The 13,827-nt window shown below is 61.6% G+C and carries 14 protein-coding genes; 9 read left to right on the plus strand and 5 right to left on the minus strand.

Annotated elements, in window-relative coordinates:
- Positions 1–36: 36 nt before the first annotated feature.
- The 3 genes from PYR71_RS17635 to PYR71_RS17645 all read left to right on the plus strand — a co-directional run bounded on the left by PYR71_RS17635 (position 37) and on the right by PYR71_RS17645 (position 3,661).
- Complete coding sequence (locus tag PYR71_RS17635; RefSeq protein ID WP_183917812.1) at positions 37–984, plus strand: substrate-binding domain-containing protein; 948 nt, start codon at positions 37–39, stop codon at positions 982–984.
- A gap of 245 nt (positions 985–1,229) precedes the next feature.
- Positions 1,230–2,282, plus strand: a complete 1,053-nt coding sequence (locus PYR71_RS17640) for a sugar phosphate isomerase/epimerase family protein (protein ID WP_275620260.1) — start codon at positions 1,230–1,232, stop codon at positions 2,280–2,282.
- A gap of 191 nt (positions 2,283–2,473) precedes the next feature.
- A complete protein-coding gene (locus tag PYR71_RS17645; protein WP_275620261.1) occupies positions 2,474–3,661 on the plus strand; it encodes a Gfo/Idh/MocA family protein in 1,188 nt (395 codons plus the stop codon).
- An 85-nt stretch (positions 3,662–3,746) separates the two neighbouring features.
- Here the strand turns inward: PYR71_RS17645 and PYR71_RS17650 are convergent, their stop codons facing one another.
- Entirely contained in the window at positions 3,747–4,148 is a 402-nt protein-coding gene (locus PYR71_RS17650; protein ID WP_275620262.1) for a DoxX family protein, read from the minus strand.
- A 263-nt stretch (positions 4,149–4,411) separates the two neighbouring features.
- On the opposite strand from PYR71_RS17650, the gene PYR71_RS17655 reads away from it, so the two are divergent.
- Positions 4,412–5,797: a GH1 family beta-glucosidase gene (locus tag PYR71_RS17655; RefSeq protein WP_275620263.1), complete on the plus strand. Its 1,386-nt coding sequence runs from the start codon at positions 4,412–4,414 to the stop codon at positions 5,795–5,797.
- A gap of 138 nt (positions 5,798–5,935) precedes the next feature.
- Positions 5,936–8,149: a putative bifunctional diguanylate cyclase/phosphodiesterase gene (locus PYR71_RS17660; RefSeq protein WP_275620264.1), complete on the plus strand. Its 2,214-nt coding sequence runs from the start codon at positions 5,936–5,938 to the stop codon at positions 8,147–8,149.
- Positions 8,150–8,191: 42 nt separating this feature from the next.
- Here the strand turns inward: PYR71_RS17660 and trhO are convergent, their stop codons facing one another.
- From trhO to PYR71_RS17680, 4 genes are all read right to left on the minus strand, one after another.
- On the minus strand, positions 8,192–9,121 hold the full coding sequence (gene trhO, locus PYR71_RS17665) for an oxygen-dependent tRNA uridine(34) hydroxylase TrhO (RefSeq protein WP_275620265.1): 930 nt from the start codon (positions 9,119–9,121) through the stop codon (positions 8,192–8,194).
- A gap of 63 nt (positions 9,122–9,184) precedes the next feature.
- On the minus strand, positions 9,185–9,667 hold the full coding sequence (locus PYR71_RS17670; RefSeq protein ID WP_275620266.1) for a VOC family protein: 483 nt from the start codon (positions 9,665–9,667) through the stop codon (positions 9,185–9,187).
- A 125-nt stretch (positions 9,668–9,792) separates the two neighbouring features.
- Positions 9,793–10,701 carry a CHAD domain-containing protein gene (locus PYR71_RS17675; protein ID WP_275620267.1) on the minus strand — a complete coding sequence of 303 codons (909 nt, stop codon included), beginning with the start codon at positions 10,699–10,701 and terminating at the stop codon, positions 9,793–9,795.
- Entirely contained in the window at positions 10,679–11,167 is a 489-nt protein-coding gene (locus PYR71_RS17680; RefSeq protein ID WP_183917830.1) for a CYTH domain-containing protein, read from the minus strand. The genes PYR71_RS17675 and PYR71_RS17680 overlap by 23 nt, the downstream gene beginning before the upstream one ends.
- A gap of 155 nt (positions 11,168–11,322) precedes the next feature.
- Here PYR71_RS17680 and PYR71_RS17685 point away from each other — a divergent pair, with 155 nt between their 5' ends.
- The 4 genes from PYR71_RS17685 (at position 11,323) to PYR71_RS17700 (ending at position 13,825) form a co-directional block, all read left to right on the plus strand.
- Complete coding sequence (locus tag PYR71_RS17685; RefSeq protein ID WP_275620268.1) at positions 11,323–11,961, plus strand: 2-dehydro-3-deoxy-phosphogluconate aldolase; 639 nt, start codon at positions 11,323–11,325, stop codon at positions 11,959–11,961.
- Between the two features lie 184 nt (positions 11,962–12,145).
- On the plus strand, positions 12,146–12,862 hold the full coding sequence (locus tag PYR71_RS17690; protein WP_275620269.1) for a tellurite resistance TerB family protein: 717 nt from the start codon (positions 12,146–12,148) through the stop codon (positions 12,860–12,862).
- 64 nt (positions 12,863–12,926) lie between these two features.
- Positions 12,927–13,622, plus strand: a complete 696-nt coding sequence (locus PYR71_RS17695) for a GNAT family N-acetyltransferase (protein ID WP_275620270.1) — start codon at positions 12,927–12,929, stop codon at positions 13,620–13,622.
- The gene (locus PYR71_RS17700; RefSeq protein WP_088686337.1) at positions 13,619–13,825 is read left to right on the plus strand and encodes a hypothetical protein; all 207 of its coding nucleotides are present in this window, start codon (positions 13,619–13,621) and stop codon (positions 13,823–13,825) included. The genes PYR71_RS17695 and PYR71_RS17700 overlap by 4 nt, the downstream gene beginning before the upstream one ends.
- The last annotated feature ends 2 nt before the right edge of the window (positions 13,826–13,827 follow it).

Below are 13,827 nucleotides of genomic sequence, written 5' to 3' on the forward strand. Positions count from 1 at the left end.
TTGGACAAGTCCCTGATATTTTTGGGAGGAAATAGCATGCGCAAGCTCATGTTGGGTCTGGCGGTTGTGGGGGTGGCTTTTGCCGGTGCAGCCTACGCCCAGGACAAGAACTACACGATTGGCGTATCCATTCCGGCCGCCGACCACGGGTGGACTTCCGGGGTCGTGTTCCACGCCGAGCGTATTGCCAAGAAGCTGATGGCCGAACATCCGGGCCTGAACGTTATCGTCAAGACTTCGCCGGATGCCGCGACACAGGCTAATGCCGTGCAGGACCTTGATACGCAGGGTATCGACGCCCTCGTCATCCTGCCATCGGATCCGGATCCGCTCGTCAACGCCATCAAGGAAGTCAAGGACAAGGGCAAGTTCGTGGCGCTGGTCGACCGCGCACCATCCAATAACGACAACTCCGTGCGCGACCTCTATGTCGCCGGCAACAATCCGGCGCTCGGCGAAGTCGCCGGCAAATATATTGCCGAAAAGACGCCAGAGGCTGAAGTCGTCGTCATCCGCGGCTTGCCGATCCCGATCGACCAGCAGCGCCAGGACGGTTTCGACAAGGGCATTGCCGGCTCGAAGGTCAAGGTCCTTGACCGCCAATACGGCAACTGGAACCGCGACGATGCCTTCAAGGTGATGCAGGATTATCTGACGAAGTACCCGAAGATCGACGTCGTCTGGTGCCAGGACGACGACATGGCCGTCGGCGTCCTGCAGGCAATCGAGCAGGCCAAGCGCACCGACATCCAGTATGTTGTTGCCGGCGCCGGTTCCAAGGACATGGTCAAGAAGGTCATGGACGGCGACAAGCTGATCCCGGTCGACGTTCTCTATCCGCCGGCAATGGTCGGCACGGCGATGGAACTCACGGCCGCCGCACTCTACGATCAGGTCCCAGTCCACGGTAACTACATCCTCGACGCGACGCTCGTCACCAAGGAGAATGCCAAGAACTTCTACTTCCCGGATTCACCCTTCTGATAGCAATTGGAAATATGCGCCCATTCGAAAGGATGGGCGCGGTTTTGCTTCCCTCCGGCGCGCAGTCGAAAATGCTGCACGTACCTCTTGCCCGCCAAAGCCCATCATGATTAGCTCGCAGCCGCATCGCATCCGGCCTCACGCCAGATCCGAGAGCCAGGGCGAAGAGGCGCCTTGCGCCAGCCGAATTGCGTGCTACAAGTTTCCAGAAACGTTTACGGTCGATATTCAGGGAGGAATCTGACATGAAGACGATCAAAGGCCCGGGCCTTTTTCTCGGCCAGTTCGCGGGCGATGCCGCGCCTTTCAATTCATGGGACGCAATCACCAAATGGGCAGCCGACATCGGCTACAAGGGCGTGCAGGTGCCGACCTGGGCGAGCCAGCTGATCGATCTGAAGAAGGCTGCGACGTCCAAGGATTATTGCGACGAATTCGCCGGCAAGGCCCGCGAAAACGGCATCGAGATCACCGAACTTTCCACCCACCTGCAGGGCCAACTGGTCGCTGTTCATCCGGCCTATGACGAAGCCTTCGACGGGTTTGCAGCCCCCGAGGTGCGCGGCAATCCCAAGGCCCGCCAGCAATGGGCGGTCGAGCAGGTCAAGATGGCGCTGACCGCGTCGAAAAACCTCGGCCTCAAGGCGCATGCGACCTTCTCCGGTGCGCTTGCCTGGCCGTTCATCTACCCCTGGCCGCAGCGTCCCGCGGGCCTGGTCGAGACCGCCTTCGACGAGCTTGCTCGCCGCTGGACACCCATCCTTAATCATGCCGACGAGAATGGCGTCGACGTCTGCTACGAGATCCATCCCGGTGAAGACCTGCATGACGGCATCACTTTCGAGATGTTCCTGGAGCGGGTGAAGAACCATCCGCGCGCCAACATGCTCTACGATCCTTCGCATTATGTCCTGCAGTGCCTGGATTATCTTGAGAATATCGACATCTACAAGGACCGCATCAAGATGTTCCACGTCAAGGATGCGGAGTTCAATCCGACCGGGCGCCAGGGTGTCTATGGCGGTTATCAGGGCTGGGTCGAACGCGCCGGCCGCTTCCGCTCGCTCGGCGACGGCCAGGTTGATTTCGGCGCGGTCTTCTCGAAGATGACAGCCAATAATTTCGACGGTTGGGCCGTGGTCGAATGGGAATGCGCGCTGAAGCATCCCGAGGACGGCGCCCGCGAAGGGGCGGAGTTCGTTGCCGCCCATATCATCCGCGTCACTGAAAAAGCCTTCGACGATTTTGCCGGCAGCGGCACCGACCAGGCAGCGAACCGGCGGATGCTGGGGCTTTAATTTTTCATTTCCCTTCTCCCCAGCGGGGAGAAGATGCCCATCAGGGCAGATGAGGGGGATGAGGAGCGATAACGACGAATGCCTTGAGCGGCAAGCGAAAGGCGATGTCTGTCGTGCCGCCCCCTCATCCGACCCTTCGGGCCACCTTCTCCCCACCGGGGAGAAGGGAAAAAGATTTCAGGAGGACAAGAATGGCAATCGAAGCATCATCGGAAAAGACCCGCGAGCCGCGCATCCGGCTCGGCATGGTGGGCGGCGGCGCCGGCGCGTTCATCGGTGCGGTGCACCGCATCGCGGCGCGCATCGACGATCAGTACGATCTTATCGCCGGGGCGCTGTCGTCGACGCCTGACAAGGCGGTGCAGTCGGGCCGCGACCTCGGTCTCGACCCGTCGCGGACCTATTCCAGCTACCGCGAGATGGCGATCCGCGAGGCGAAGCTGAAGAATGGCATCGAGGCGGTGTCGATCGTCACGCCGAACCATGTGCATTACGACGCAGCCAAGGAATTCCTGAAGCGCGGCATTCACGTCATCTGCGACAAGCCGCTGACCTCAAACCTTGCCGATGCCAAGAAGCTGAAAAAGGTCGCCGACGAAAACGGCGCGCTCTTCGTGCTGACGCATAATTACACCGGTTATCCGATGGTCCGCCAGGCGCGCGAGATGATCGCGAACGGCGAACTCGGCGATATAAGAGTCGTCCAGGCCGAATATCCGCAGGACTGGCTGACGGAAGCGGTCGAGCAGACCGGGCAGAAACAGGCCGCCTGGCGCACGGATCCGGCCCAGTCCGGCGTCGGCGGCTCGACCGGCGATATCGGCACGCATGCCTATAATCTCGCCTCCTTCATCACTGGTCTCGAACTCGACAGCCTGGCCGCCGATCTCGACAGCTTCGTCCCCGGCCGCCGGCTGGATGACAATGCCCATGTCATGCTGCGCTTCAAGGCGAAGGGCTCGGAGAAGCCGGCCAAGGGCATGCTCTGGTGCAGCCAGGTTGCACCCGGCCATGAGAACGGTCTGATGGTCCGCGTCTACGGCACAAAGGGCGGGCTGGAATGGACCCAGAAGGACCCGAATTACCTCTGGTACACGCCGTTCGGCGAGCCGAAGCGGCTGATCACCCGTGCCGGCGCCGGCGCAGGCGCGGCGGCTGGTCGCGTCTCGCGCGTGCCGTCAGGGCATCCGGAGGGCTATCTCGAGGCTTTCGCGACGATCTATACGGAAGCGGCGCATGCGATCAACGCCCGCAAAAAAGGCCAGGAAGTCGACAAGGCTGTGGTCTATCCCACGGTCGACGACGGCGTGAAGGGTGTGGCCTTCGTCGAGGCTTGCGTTGCCTCGTCCAAGAAGAACGGCGCCTGGATCAAGCTCTGAGGCTTGGCGATCCGCGCCTGGGTCGGCACGGAGCTCGCGAAATTGCCGAGGCGGTCATTGACCGCCTCGGCCCGTCCGTCATTCATCAGGCCGCAGCGCGGTCGCGCTTCATCAGGCTGTCGACGCTGAGCGGCCCGGCGCCCGCCGCCACCAGATAAAGAAACACGAAGCAGAACAGGATCGCCGCGACGCCGCCGTTCTGCGCGGGATAGAAGCTCTTTCCCGCATGGCCGATAAAGTAGGCGAAGGCCATCAGCCCCGAGAGTACGAAGGCTGCGATGCGTGTCTGGAATCCTACAAGGACGAGGAAGCCGAGGGTAAGTTCGATCAGCCCGGCGATCCAGGAGAGAGAGCCCATCGGCGGCACGCTTGCCGCGGCCGGAAAGTGCAGGATCTTCTGCGTTCCAAAGCTGAAAAGCACGAGCGACGAGACGATGCGCAGCAGGCTCAGCAGGTGGGGCTGCAACAGGTGGATCGAAGACAGCATTGGATTCCTTTCATGTTTTACGAATGTCTTCCGCTCTGTAGCGATCATGGGCGCGACAGCAAGTCACGACTGCTGACATTCGCGTTATGAAAGCGCTGGGGCGGAAAACAAGGCAATTGAGAGCGAGAAAAAATGCCGTATGGCCGCTCTGCCTTTCGTACTGCAACGTTGCAGTTTTTCGTCCCGGAGACCTGTACTTTGCTTTGCGGCTTGGCTAAATCCGCCCGACGGTCAGTCCGAATAGTGAGAGACGGGGATTACAGATGATCGATGCCAAGACGCTTGCAGGCCGCTTTCCCGGTGGTTTCACCTTTGGCGTCGCCACCGCCGCCTTCCAGATCGAGGGTGCCAGCAGGGCCGATGGCCGCAAGCCGTCGATCTGGGACGCTTTCTGCAATATGCCCGGCCGGGTCCATAACCGCGACAATGGCGATATTGCCTGCGACCATTACAACCGGCTGGAGCAGGACCTCGACCTCATCAAGGAGATGGGCGCCGAGGCCTATCGCTTCTCGATCGCCTGGCCGCGTATCATCCCTGACGGTACAGGCCCCGTGAACGAGGCCGGCCTCGATTTCTACGACCGTCTTGTCGACGGCTGCAAGGCGCGCGGGATCAAGACCTTCGCGACGCTTTACCACTGGGACCTGCCGTTGCTGCTCGCCGGTGACGGCGGCTGGACGGCGCGCTCGACGGCCTATGCCTTTCAGCGTTATGCCAAGACGGTGATGAACCGCCTCGGCGACCGTCTTGACGCCGTTGCGACCTTCAACGAGCCTTGGTGCATCGTCTGGCTCAGTCATCTCTACGGCATCCACGCGCCGGGTGAGCGCAGCATGCAGGCCGCCCTTCACGCCATGCATTATATAAACCTCGCCCACGGCCTCGGCGTGGAAGCGATCCGTTCGGAGGCCCCGAACGTGCCAGTCGGGCTTGTGCTCAACGCTGCCTCGATCATTCCCGGCTCTACCAGCCCTGCCGACCTCGCCGCCGCCGAGCGCGCGCATCAGTTCCACAACGGCGCCTTCTTCGATCCGGTCTTCAAGGGCGAATATCCAAAGGCATTCGTCGAGGCGCTCGGTGACCGCATGCCCGTTGTCGAGGAGGGCGACCTGAAGCTCATCAGCCAGAAGCTCGATTGGTGGGGGCTGAATTATTACACGCCAGAGCGCGTCGCCGACGATGCCGAGCGCAAGGGCGATTTTCCCTGGACCGAGAAAGCGCCGCCGGTAAGCGACGTCAAGACCGACATCGGCTGGGAAATCTATGCGCCGGGCCTGAAGCTCTTGGTCGAGGGCCTTTACCGCCGCTACGAGCTGCCGGAGTGCTATATCACGGAGAACGGTGCCTGCGACAATACCGATGTCGCCGATGGCGAGGTCGACGACACGATGCGCCTCGAATATCTCGGCGACCATCTCGACGTTGTGGCCGATCTCATCAAGGACGGCTATCCGATGCGTGGCTATTTCGCCTGGAGCCTGATGGACAATTTCGAATGGGCGGAAGGCTACCGCATGCGCTTCGGGCTCGTCCATGTCGATTACGAGACGCAGCGCCGCACGGTGAAGAAGAGCGGCAAATGGTATCGCGACCTCGCGCGGCAATTTCCGAAAGGAAACCATAAGCCGGGTCAGGGGTCTGTCTGAGCGCGAATTCTACCGGCGGCCACAGGCCCCTTCGGGCCGGCGGCGGGCAAAAAAATAGACCGACCAAATCTGCAACAGGCGGTTGCTTAAACGTTTCTGAACCCTTGGCTGGCAAAGTCCGATGGTTAGGGAGCGGTAATGCAGATACTCGGAAAGTTGCAGGGCAAGGGATCGGGAATAGGCCGTCACATCACTGTCACGGCTGTCCTGTTCTCCTTTGCTGTCATCGTCGCGGTTGCCACCGTCATGGTGATGACGGCAATCGAACGCGTGGCTGAAAATGCCAATGTCCTTGATGAAGCGCGCTCGCGTGAAACGACGATCGGCGCGTTGAAGACCTTTGAGGATCAGCTCGGTGCGACGCTCGACGATTATGCCGCCTGGGACGACGCCGCCGCCAAGGTTTACGCAGCCGATGGAATGGCGTGGACGGTCAGCAACTACGGCGAGATGTCGGTCAATAGCTCGCTTTTCGATATGGCGATCGTCATCGATGACGCGAAGAAGTCGATCATAGCCTATCGCGACGGCAAGCCGATGGAGGAGCCACTCTTAGATTTCTTCGCGCCTTCTCTCTGGACGCTGCTCGACACGGTGAAGGCGGCCGGCCCGGCCGATAGGCCTCAGGCCGTCGGCTTCGTTCGCACCAAACGGGGGATTGCCGCTGCCGGCGTGGCGCTGGTGCGGCAAAAATCCGGGGCGCTCGATGTGCCGGCCGGTCAACATCGCTATCTTATTTTCGCCCGGCATCTCGATGAGGACAGGGTGAGCGCGCTCGGTCAGACCTATGTCATCGGTGGCCTGCGGCTGGCGCCGCCGAGCTTCGAAGCCGAGTATCTCGTGCCCATCGTCGATCCGATGGGGGCAACGCTCGGCAAGCTCGTCTGGACCTCGCGTGCACCGGGGGATATCGCCTATGCGCAGGTGCGGCCGATGGTCATCGAGGCTCTCGGTCTGGTCGGCTTGTTTTTCGTGGTGCTGCTGGCCATCGGCTGGCTCGCCGGCCGCCGCCTGAAGGCAGAGGAAAACAGGGCCCGCGAGGAGGTGTTGCGCGACAGGCTGAGCGGGCTGTCCAATCGCGAAGGTCTCGGGCTGGCCGTCGACCGCTTTGTCGCCGAAGCCCGTCAGAGCAAGCGCAATGTGCTTCTCCTCTATCTCGACCTAGACGGTTTCAAGGAAGTCAACGACAGCTATGGACACGGCACCGGCGACCAGTTGATCCGCGCGGTCGCGGCCGGGCTTAAGGTGCTGATCCCACGAGGCGCGGTTCTCGCCCGCATCGGCGGCGATGAATTTGCGATCGCCTTTCTCTCCGACGGCGAGAATGCCGCCGCGCTGCAGCTTTCCGAGCAGATTCTCGATTTTCTGGTCGAACCTCTGGAGATCGGCCGCCGCGTCGTCGTCGTCGGCGCCAGCATCGGCATCGCCATGTCGCCTGCCGGCGCGATCGATCGCGAAGAACTGGTGCGCCGCTCCGACCTTGCCATGTACAAGGCCAAGGAGGCCGGCCGCGCGCGCATGACGCTCTACGATCCGTCGATGGATGCGGACCGCGAGCAGCGCAATGCGCTGGAACTTGATCTCAGAATCGCCATTGAAAGCGGCGACCTGACGCTTGCCTATCAGCCGCTGGTCGATGCAGCCACGCAGGCGCTGACTGGCGTCGAGGCGCTGGTGCGCTGGAACCGCCCGGGCTACGGCCCTGTTTCGCCCGAAGTATTCATTCCGATCGCCGAGACCAGCGGGCTGATCGAATCGCTCGGCCTGTTCGTCCTGCGCAAAGCTTGCGACACGGCCAAGCAGTGGCCGGAACTCAACGTCTCGGTCAACGTCTCGCCCGGCCAGTTCCGAAATCCCGCCTTCACTGATTATGTGCGCTACGTCCTGAAGCAGACGGAGATCGAGGCCAGCCGCATCACGCTGGAGATCACCGAAGGTTACATGATCCAGAATCCGCAGCGCACCCGCCAGTCGATCGAACGGCTGAAGGGGTTGGGAGTGAAAGTGGCGCTCGACGACTTCGGCTCCGGCTTCTCCTCGATCGGTTATCTCAGGCAGTTCGGCTTCGACCGCATCAAGATCGACCGCTCGCTGGTGATGGGCGTCAACGAGGACAAGCGCCAGCGCGAAATGCTGCAGGCGACGGTGGCGCTCGCCCGCTCGCTCGATATTCCGGTGACGGCCGAAGGCATCGAGACCGAGGGGCAGGCGGTCGCCATGCGCCTGTTCGGCTGCGACTCTCTGCAAGGCTATCTGTTCGGAAAGCCGATGGTGGCCGAGCGAATTACCGACATGCTCAACGAGCTGCGCGCCGCGGAGCCAGCGGCCCAGCGCCATCTCGGCGCGGCCTGACGACGAAATTCTCGAACAGCAAGCCCGTCCAACAGAAACAGGTCAGTTGCCGATATGCCGCTGGCCACGTTTTCTTGCCAGCGCGATCTGATGCTGCCGCTGACGGTAACGCAACCGGTCCTCTTCGCTACGGGTGTGATAGCAGTGGCTGCAGGAAACGCCTTCCTCATAGAGCGGCGAGGTAATTTCCTCGCCGTTGATTGGATTGCGGCAGGCGTGACAGAGCTTGTGTTCACCCTCTTTCAGCCCGTGCTCGACGGACACACGCTCATCGAAGACGAAGCAGGCGCCGTCCCAGAGGCTTTCCTCCTGCGGAACCTCCTCCAGATATTTCAGGATGCCCCCCTTCAGATGAAAGACCTCGTCGAAGCCCTCAGCCTTCATGAAAGCCGTGGCCTTCTCGCAGCGTATGCCGCCAGTGCAGTACATGGCGATCTTCGGCTTGTTGTGCAGGCCGGAATTCTGACGCACCCAATCCGGAAATTCGCGGAACGTCTTCGTTTTCGGATCGATCGCGCCGCGAAAAGTGCCGATTGCCGTTTCATACTCGTTGCGGGTGTCGATGACGATCGTATCGGGATCGGAAATCAGCGCGTTCCAGTCCTGAGGCGCCACATAGGTGCCGACCACCTTGTTGGGGTCGATGTCTTCGACGCCCATGGTGACGATTTCCTTTTTCAGCTTCACCTTCAGCCGCAGGAAAGGCATTTTCGACGCGCGGCTTTCCTTGTGCTCCAGGCCCGCAAATTCCGGTTGGGCACGCAGGAAGGCAAGCACGGCACCAATACCGACATCCGGTCCCGCGATCGTGCCGTTGATGCCCTCATGCGCCAAGAGCAGCGTTCCCTTGACGCCGTTCTCTTCGCAAAGCGCCTGCAAGGGCGCCTGCAAGCTGGCAAAGCGCGCTACGGAAACGAAATGATAGAGCGCCGCTACGAGGAACGGGCTAGTGTGTGTCAGGCTGTCGGTCATGGCCGGGAAATACAGAAAATCCGCGGCTCGCGCAATTGCCTTCGCCGATAGCGGCTTTGACGGTTACCGATTATGCTTCGCCTTCCATTCCGAAAACGGCCGCACGCCGAAGCTTCGGTTGGGAGTGTCGTCGAGAATGCTGATGAATTCGATCGAGTGTCCATCCGGATCCTTGAAATAGATCGATAGGGCCGGCATCCAGCCGAGAACCACCGGCTCCGCCGCCGGTTCGCCGGTAAAGCCGAGAGGTTCAACGCCCTTTGCCTTGAGAGCGGCGGGCGCCTGCAGCACGCCTTCGACAGTCATGCGGAAGGCAATATGCAGCCGCATCCGCAGGGGTCCGGTTCCGGTTTCCCAAAGGCCGAGCATGCCAGTCTTCCTGTCGTCCACCCAGAGGAAAGCGACTTTGCGCTCCTCGAACGAGGCCGCCGGTTCGAGTCCGACGACATCCCGGTAGAAAGTCGTGGAGGTTTTGAGGTCGGAAACGGTCAGATGGGTCTCGTAGAGCCCGAGCAGCTTTGGCATCGCGGCGTTTTCGGCAATCATTTTTTCCTCCGGTCAAGTCTGCTGGTTCAGCCACCGGAGGGTAGGACCTCAAGAACAGTTGAGGTCAATGGGCTTTCTTGTGAAATTTCAGAAGCGCTGGCGCAATCGAATAATGACGCCGCCGCTCAACTTGCGGCCGTCAGCCAGAGAAGCTCAATACGCTGCGCTTCCTCGTCGGGATCATCGGCGAAGATGGCTTCGGCCGTGACAAGCGCGTGCCGCCGATCTTCCTGCTGGCGGAAAATGATGGCGTCGAGCAGATGCGCCAGATCGTCGTTGCGGGTGAAGAGCTGCGGTTCGGCTTCCACCAGTTCGCAGAGCACTGCCAGGTCGTGAATATGGCCGAGATCCTCGACGAGCTCCTTGGCCGCATCGCGCTTGGCCTTCATCGCGCCCGGCCATATGTCGCGCAACAGGGCGTGATAGAGTCGATAATCGTAGGTGCGTTTGCGCAGAACATGGAAGTCGTCGGCCGACGCCTCGCCGTGGCAGGCGGCGAGTGCTGCCCTGGCCTTTCGCGCGGTGCGGCGCCAGCTCTTCGCCAGCTTGCGGGCATTCTTGCGGTGACCGCCATCAAATGAGACTGTATAGACGGCGGCAATCGCTTCTTTCAGAACGTGCGAGGTTTCCGCGAGCCGCTGCTCTAGGCCGCTTTCCGCCTCCGCCATCCAGTCACGGCGGCCTTCGAGAATGGTGACAATCCGGCCGAGCGCTTCGTTCTCCTCTGGCTCACGGGCCGACTGTTGCAGATATTGCGCCGTGCCGATAAGAGCGGCTGCGTCGCGGATTGCCGACAGCGAGCGTGCGACATCGCGCAGCCTTGCATTTTCATGCTCCTGGAATTCGGGCACCTCGCGAGCCACGAGCCGGTAGAGCGAGCGCAATCGCTTCAGGTTCTTGCGGAAGGAATGGATCGCCTCATGCGCGCCGTCCGGCCGCTCCTCAAGAACCGTGATGGCGCTTTCCAGCTGCTCGGTCGCAACGCTCCGGAATGCCTCGGTGAAATCGCAATCAGGCCGAATGCGATAGGCCATGCCTGTCGTGCCCGTATTCTGTGGCGAGGGCCTGGTTTGAATAGCGGAAATCGCCGGTCACTTCGCGGCCAAGCCAGCTGGGCAGGGCCGGGTCGTCGGTTTCCGCCGTCATTTCCACTTCGGCGATCACCAACCCGCGATGCGCCCCCGCAAAGACGTCGACCTCCCAGACGAAACCTTGAAACGGAACGCGGTAACGTGTTTTTTCGATGACGATGCCGACCGCATTCTCCAACAGTTCCTCGGCATCTGCAATCGGGATGTCAAATTCGAATTCGTCCCGGGTGATGGCGCTGCGGCCAATCTTGATCGTCAGCTTCGCCTTCCGGCCGTCGAGGATGCGCACCCTGACGGAGCGGTCGTCCATTGAGGCGATGTAACCCTGCTTGAGCTCGGATTTCGTCTCGACGGCGGATCGCCATCCATCGCTGCGCACCAGAAACTTCCGCTCGATCTCTTTCGCCATGCCAGTGAACCTTTTGTGACGATCGCCGCAACGGTAGACCAATTTACCCGCATTTCATACCCATCTTCTCATGCGGCCGGGTTTTATCTCGACAAGGGTCGGCGGGGGCGTTATTCGGGATGCAATTTCAATCGTTTCAAGGAGGTCGCGCGACCATGGGCGAGAAAACAGAGAAACTCCTTTCCATCCTGAAACTCCAGCCGGTTGTCCCGGTCCTGATCGTCGATGATGCCAAGTCGGCGGTGCCGCTGGCGCGCGCGCTCGTCGCAGGCGGCCTGAAGGCAATCGAGATCACCATGCGCACGCCGGCGGCCCTCGAGGCGGTGCGGGCCGTCGCTGCCGAGGTCGAGGGTGCTGAAGTCGGCGCCGGCACGATCCTGAATGCCGCCCATTGGCGGGCCGCCGTCGAGGCTGGTTCGAAGTTCATCGTCAGCCCGGGCACGACGCAGGAGCTGCTCGACGCCGCCGCCGATTCCGACGTGCCACTGCTTCCGGGCGCTGCCACCGCCAGCGAAGTCATGGCGCTGCGCGAAGAAGGCTACCAGGTGCTGAAGTTCTTTCCGGCCGAGCAGGCCGGCGGCGCCGCCTTCCTGAAGGCGCTTTCCTCACCCCTTGCCGGCACGCTGTTCTGCCCAACCGGCGGCATTTCGCTGAAGAACGCCAATGATTATCTGTCGCTGCCGAACGTTATCTGCGTCGGCGGCTCCTGGGTGGCGCCGAAGGAACTGGTCGCTGCCGGCGATTGGACAGGCATTGCCAAGCTCGCGGCGGAAGCGGCAGCGCTGAAGGCCTGAGATCGTATTTTCTTAGGTGGATGTGGACCCCCTCTGTCCTACCGGACATCTCCCCCACAAGGGGGATGTCGGCAGGAGGTTAGCCTTTCCTCCCCGTCGTGGCTTTTCGGCGAGCCCCCATATTTGTATTTCCACCGTCGCAAACCTATGTTCTGCTCCAGCCTCAAACAGGAGATGACGAGGAATGTTCGACGCGAAGAAGCTTCTCGACCAGTTCTTGGGTTCGCAGGTTCCGGGTCTCGGCGGTTCGGTCCGCGACAGGGCGGGCGAGGCCATGCAGACGGCACGGAACAATCCGATGAAGACCGGTGCGCTCGCAGCCGTGCTTCTCGGTACCAAGACCGGTCGCAGCATTGCCGGCAACGCGCTGGCGATCGGCGGGCTTGCCGCAATTGCCGGCCTCGGCTACCAGGCCTACAAGAATTACCAGTCGGGGCAGGCGCCGGCAGCCCCGTCGGATGCGCCATCGGCAAATAATCCGGTTCTGCTGCCGCCGGCCGAATCCGGTTTCGGACCGGCCTCACCCGCCGGCAGCAACGAATTTGTGCTGGTCCTGATCCGCGCGATGATCGCCGCCGCGAAAGCCGACGGCCATATCGACGCCGCCGAACGTGCGCTCATCATGGACAAGATCACCGCCGCCGACGTCAGTGGCGAGGCCGCCGCCTTCATCGAGCGCGAACTCGCGTCACCGACGGATATCGATGCGCTCGTCGCCGCGGCGGTCACGGAAGAACAGCGTGTCGAGCTCTATACTGCCTCGCGGCTGACCATCGATCCGGATTCGCGCGCCGAGCGCGGTTATCTCGATCTGCTCGCCGGCCGGCTCGGTCTCGCCGATCAGCTGGTCGATCACATCGAGGCGACGGTGTCGTCCGCCAAGACGACCTTGTCACAGTAACATCCACGCCGGTTGCCTTTGTCGGGCGGCTGGCCTATCCACTCCTCAGAACAGGGGAGTGGATATGCGCGATCTTGCGAATTTCAAAGGCTGTCGGGCGCCGACGCCGGTGACGTTGAAGGGCCGCTTCGTTACCGTCGAGCCCTATCGGCGGGCGGAGCATCTCGAAGCTCTGTGGGAAGGTCTCGGCGGCATGGGCATCAACCCGCTGCTGCTCTATTTCGCGCAGGACGATTTTTCCGGCATCGAGGATTTCGCCAACTGGCTGGAGGCCGTCTCCACCAAGTCCGGCTGGCTCACCCATATCTTCCGCGACAACGCCACCGGCAAGATTGTCGGCATGGCGAACTATATGCGCGCCGACCCGGCAAACGGCGTCGTCGAGATCGGCGGAGTGGCGCATGGCGCCGACATGAAGCGTTCGCCGCTCTCCACCGAGGCGCACTATCTGATGGCCAAGCACGTCTTCGAAGATCTCGGCTATCGCCGTTACGAATGGAAATGCGACAACAAGAACGAAGCGAGCAAGACGACGGCCCTGCGCTACGGCTTCAGCTTCGAAGGCGTCTTCCGCCAGCATATGATTTCCAAGCACCGCAATCGCGACACCGCCTGGTTCTCGATGATCGATGCCGAATGGCCGCTGATCAACGATGCCTTCGAAGCCTGGCTTTCGCCTGAAAATTTCGACGCCGCCGGCAGCCAGATCCGTCGCCTGCAGGATATCCGCGCCGATCTGGAGAAGGAAAGGCTCGCGTGACCCCCGAGAGCCGCTCCCAGGCGACCGCCGCCGCCATCATCCTGCTCGGCGCCGGCCTCGTCCTCTATTTCTTGCCGACCATCGTCCTGTGGATCGGCAATTTCTCGCCGGCGCTGGCGATCGTCGTCGGCATTTGCCTGATCATGGCGTTTTTTGCGGTCTTCTGGCTGCGGGCGCGTTATCAGCGGGGCAGAGGCAAGTAAGG

This window comes from Rhizobium mulingense, from assembly GCF_029194105.1.
Classification (GTDB): domain Bacteria; phylum Pseudomonadota; class Alphaproteobacteria; order Rhizobiales; family Rhizobiaceae; genus Rhizobium; species Rhizobium mulingense.

Bases quoted from the DNA above. Each gene is read 5' to 3' on its own strand.
- PYR71_RS17635 (WP_183917812.1), top strand. From the start codon at position 37: ATGCGCAAGCTCATGTTGGGTCTGGCGGTTGTGGGGGTGGCTTTTGCC.
- PYR71_RS17640 (WP_275620260.1), top strand. From the start codon at position 1,230: ATGAAGACGATCAAAGGCCCGGGCCTTTTTCTCGGCCAGTTCGCGGGC.
- PYR71_RS17645 (WP_275620261.1), top strand. From the start codon at position 2,474: ATGGCAATCGAAGCATCATCGGAAAAGACCCGCGAGCCGCGCATCCGG.
- PYR71_RS17650 (WP_275620262.1), bottom strand. From the start codon at position 4,148: ATGCTGTCTTCGATCCACCTGTTGCAGCCCCACCTGCTGAGCCTGCTG.
- PYR71_RS17655 (WP_275620263.1), top strand. From the start codon at position 4,412: ATGATCGATGCCAAGACGCTTGCAGGCCGCTTTCCCGGTGGTTTCACC.
- PYR71_RS17660 (WP_275620264.1), top strand. From the start codon at position 5,936: ATGCAGATACTCGGAAAGTTGCAGGGCAAGGGATCGGGAATAGGCCGT.
- trhO (WP_275620265.1), bottom strand. From the start codon at position 9,121: ATGACCGACAGCCTGACACACACTAGCCCGTTCCTCGTAGCGGCGCTC.
- PYR71_RS17670 (WP_275620266.1), bottom strand. From the start codon at position 9,667: ATGATTGCCGAAAACGCCGCGATGCCAAAGCTGCTCGGGCTCTACGAG.
- PYR71_RS17675 (WP_275620267.1), bottom strand. From the start codon at position 10,701: ATGGCCTATCGCATTCGGCCTGATTGCGATTTCACCGAGGCATTCCGG.
- PYR71_RS17680 (WP_183917830.1), bottom strand. From the start codon at position 11,167: ATGGCGAAAGAGATCGAGCGGAAGTTTCTGGTGCGCAGCGATGGATGG.
- PYR71_RS17685 (WP_275620268.1), top strand. From the start codon at position 11,323: ATGGGCGAGAAAACAGAGAAACTCCTTTCCATCCTGAAACTCCAGCCG.
- PYR71_RS17690 (WP_275620269.1), top strand. From the start codon at position 12,146: ATGTTCGACGCGAAGAAGCTTCTCGACCAGTTCTTGGGTTCGCAGGTT.
- PYR71_RS17695 (WP_275620270.1), top strand. From the start codon at position 12,927: ATGCGCGATCTTGCGAATTTCAAAGGCTGTCGGGCGCCGACGCCGGTG.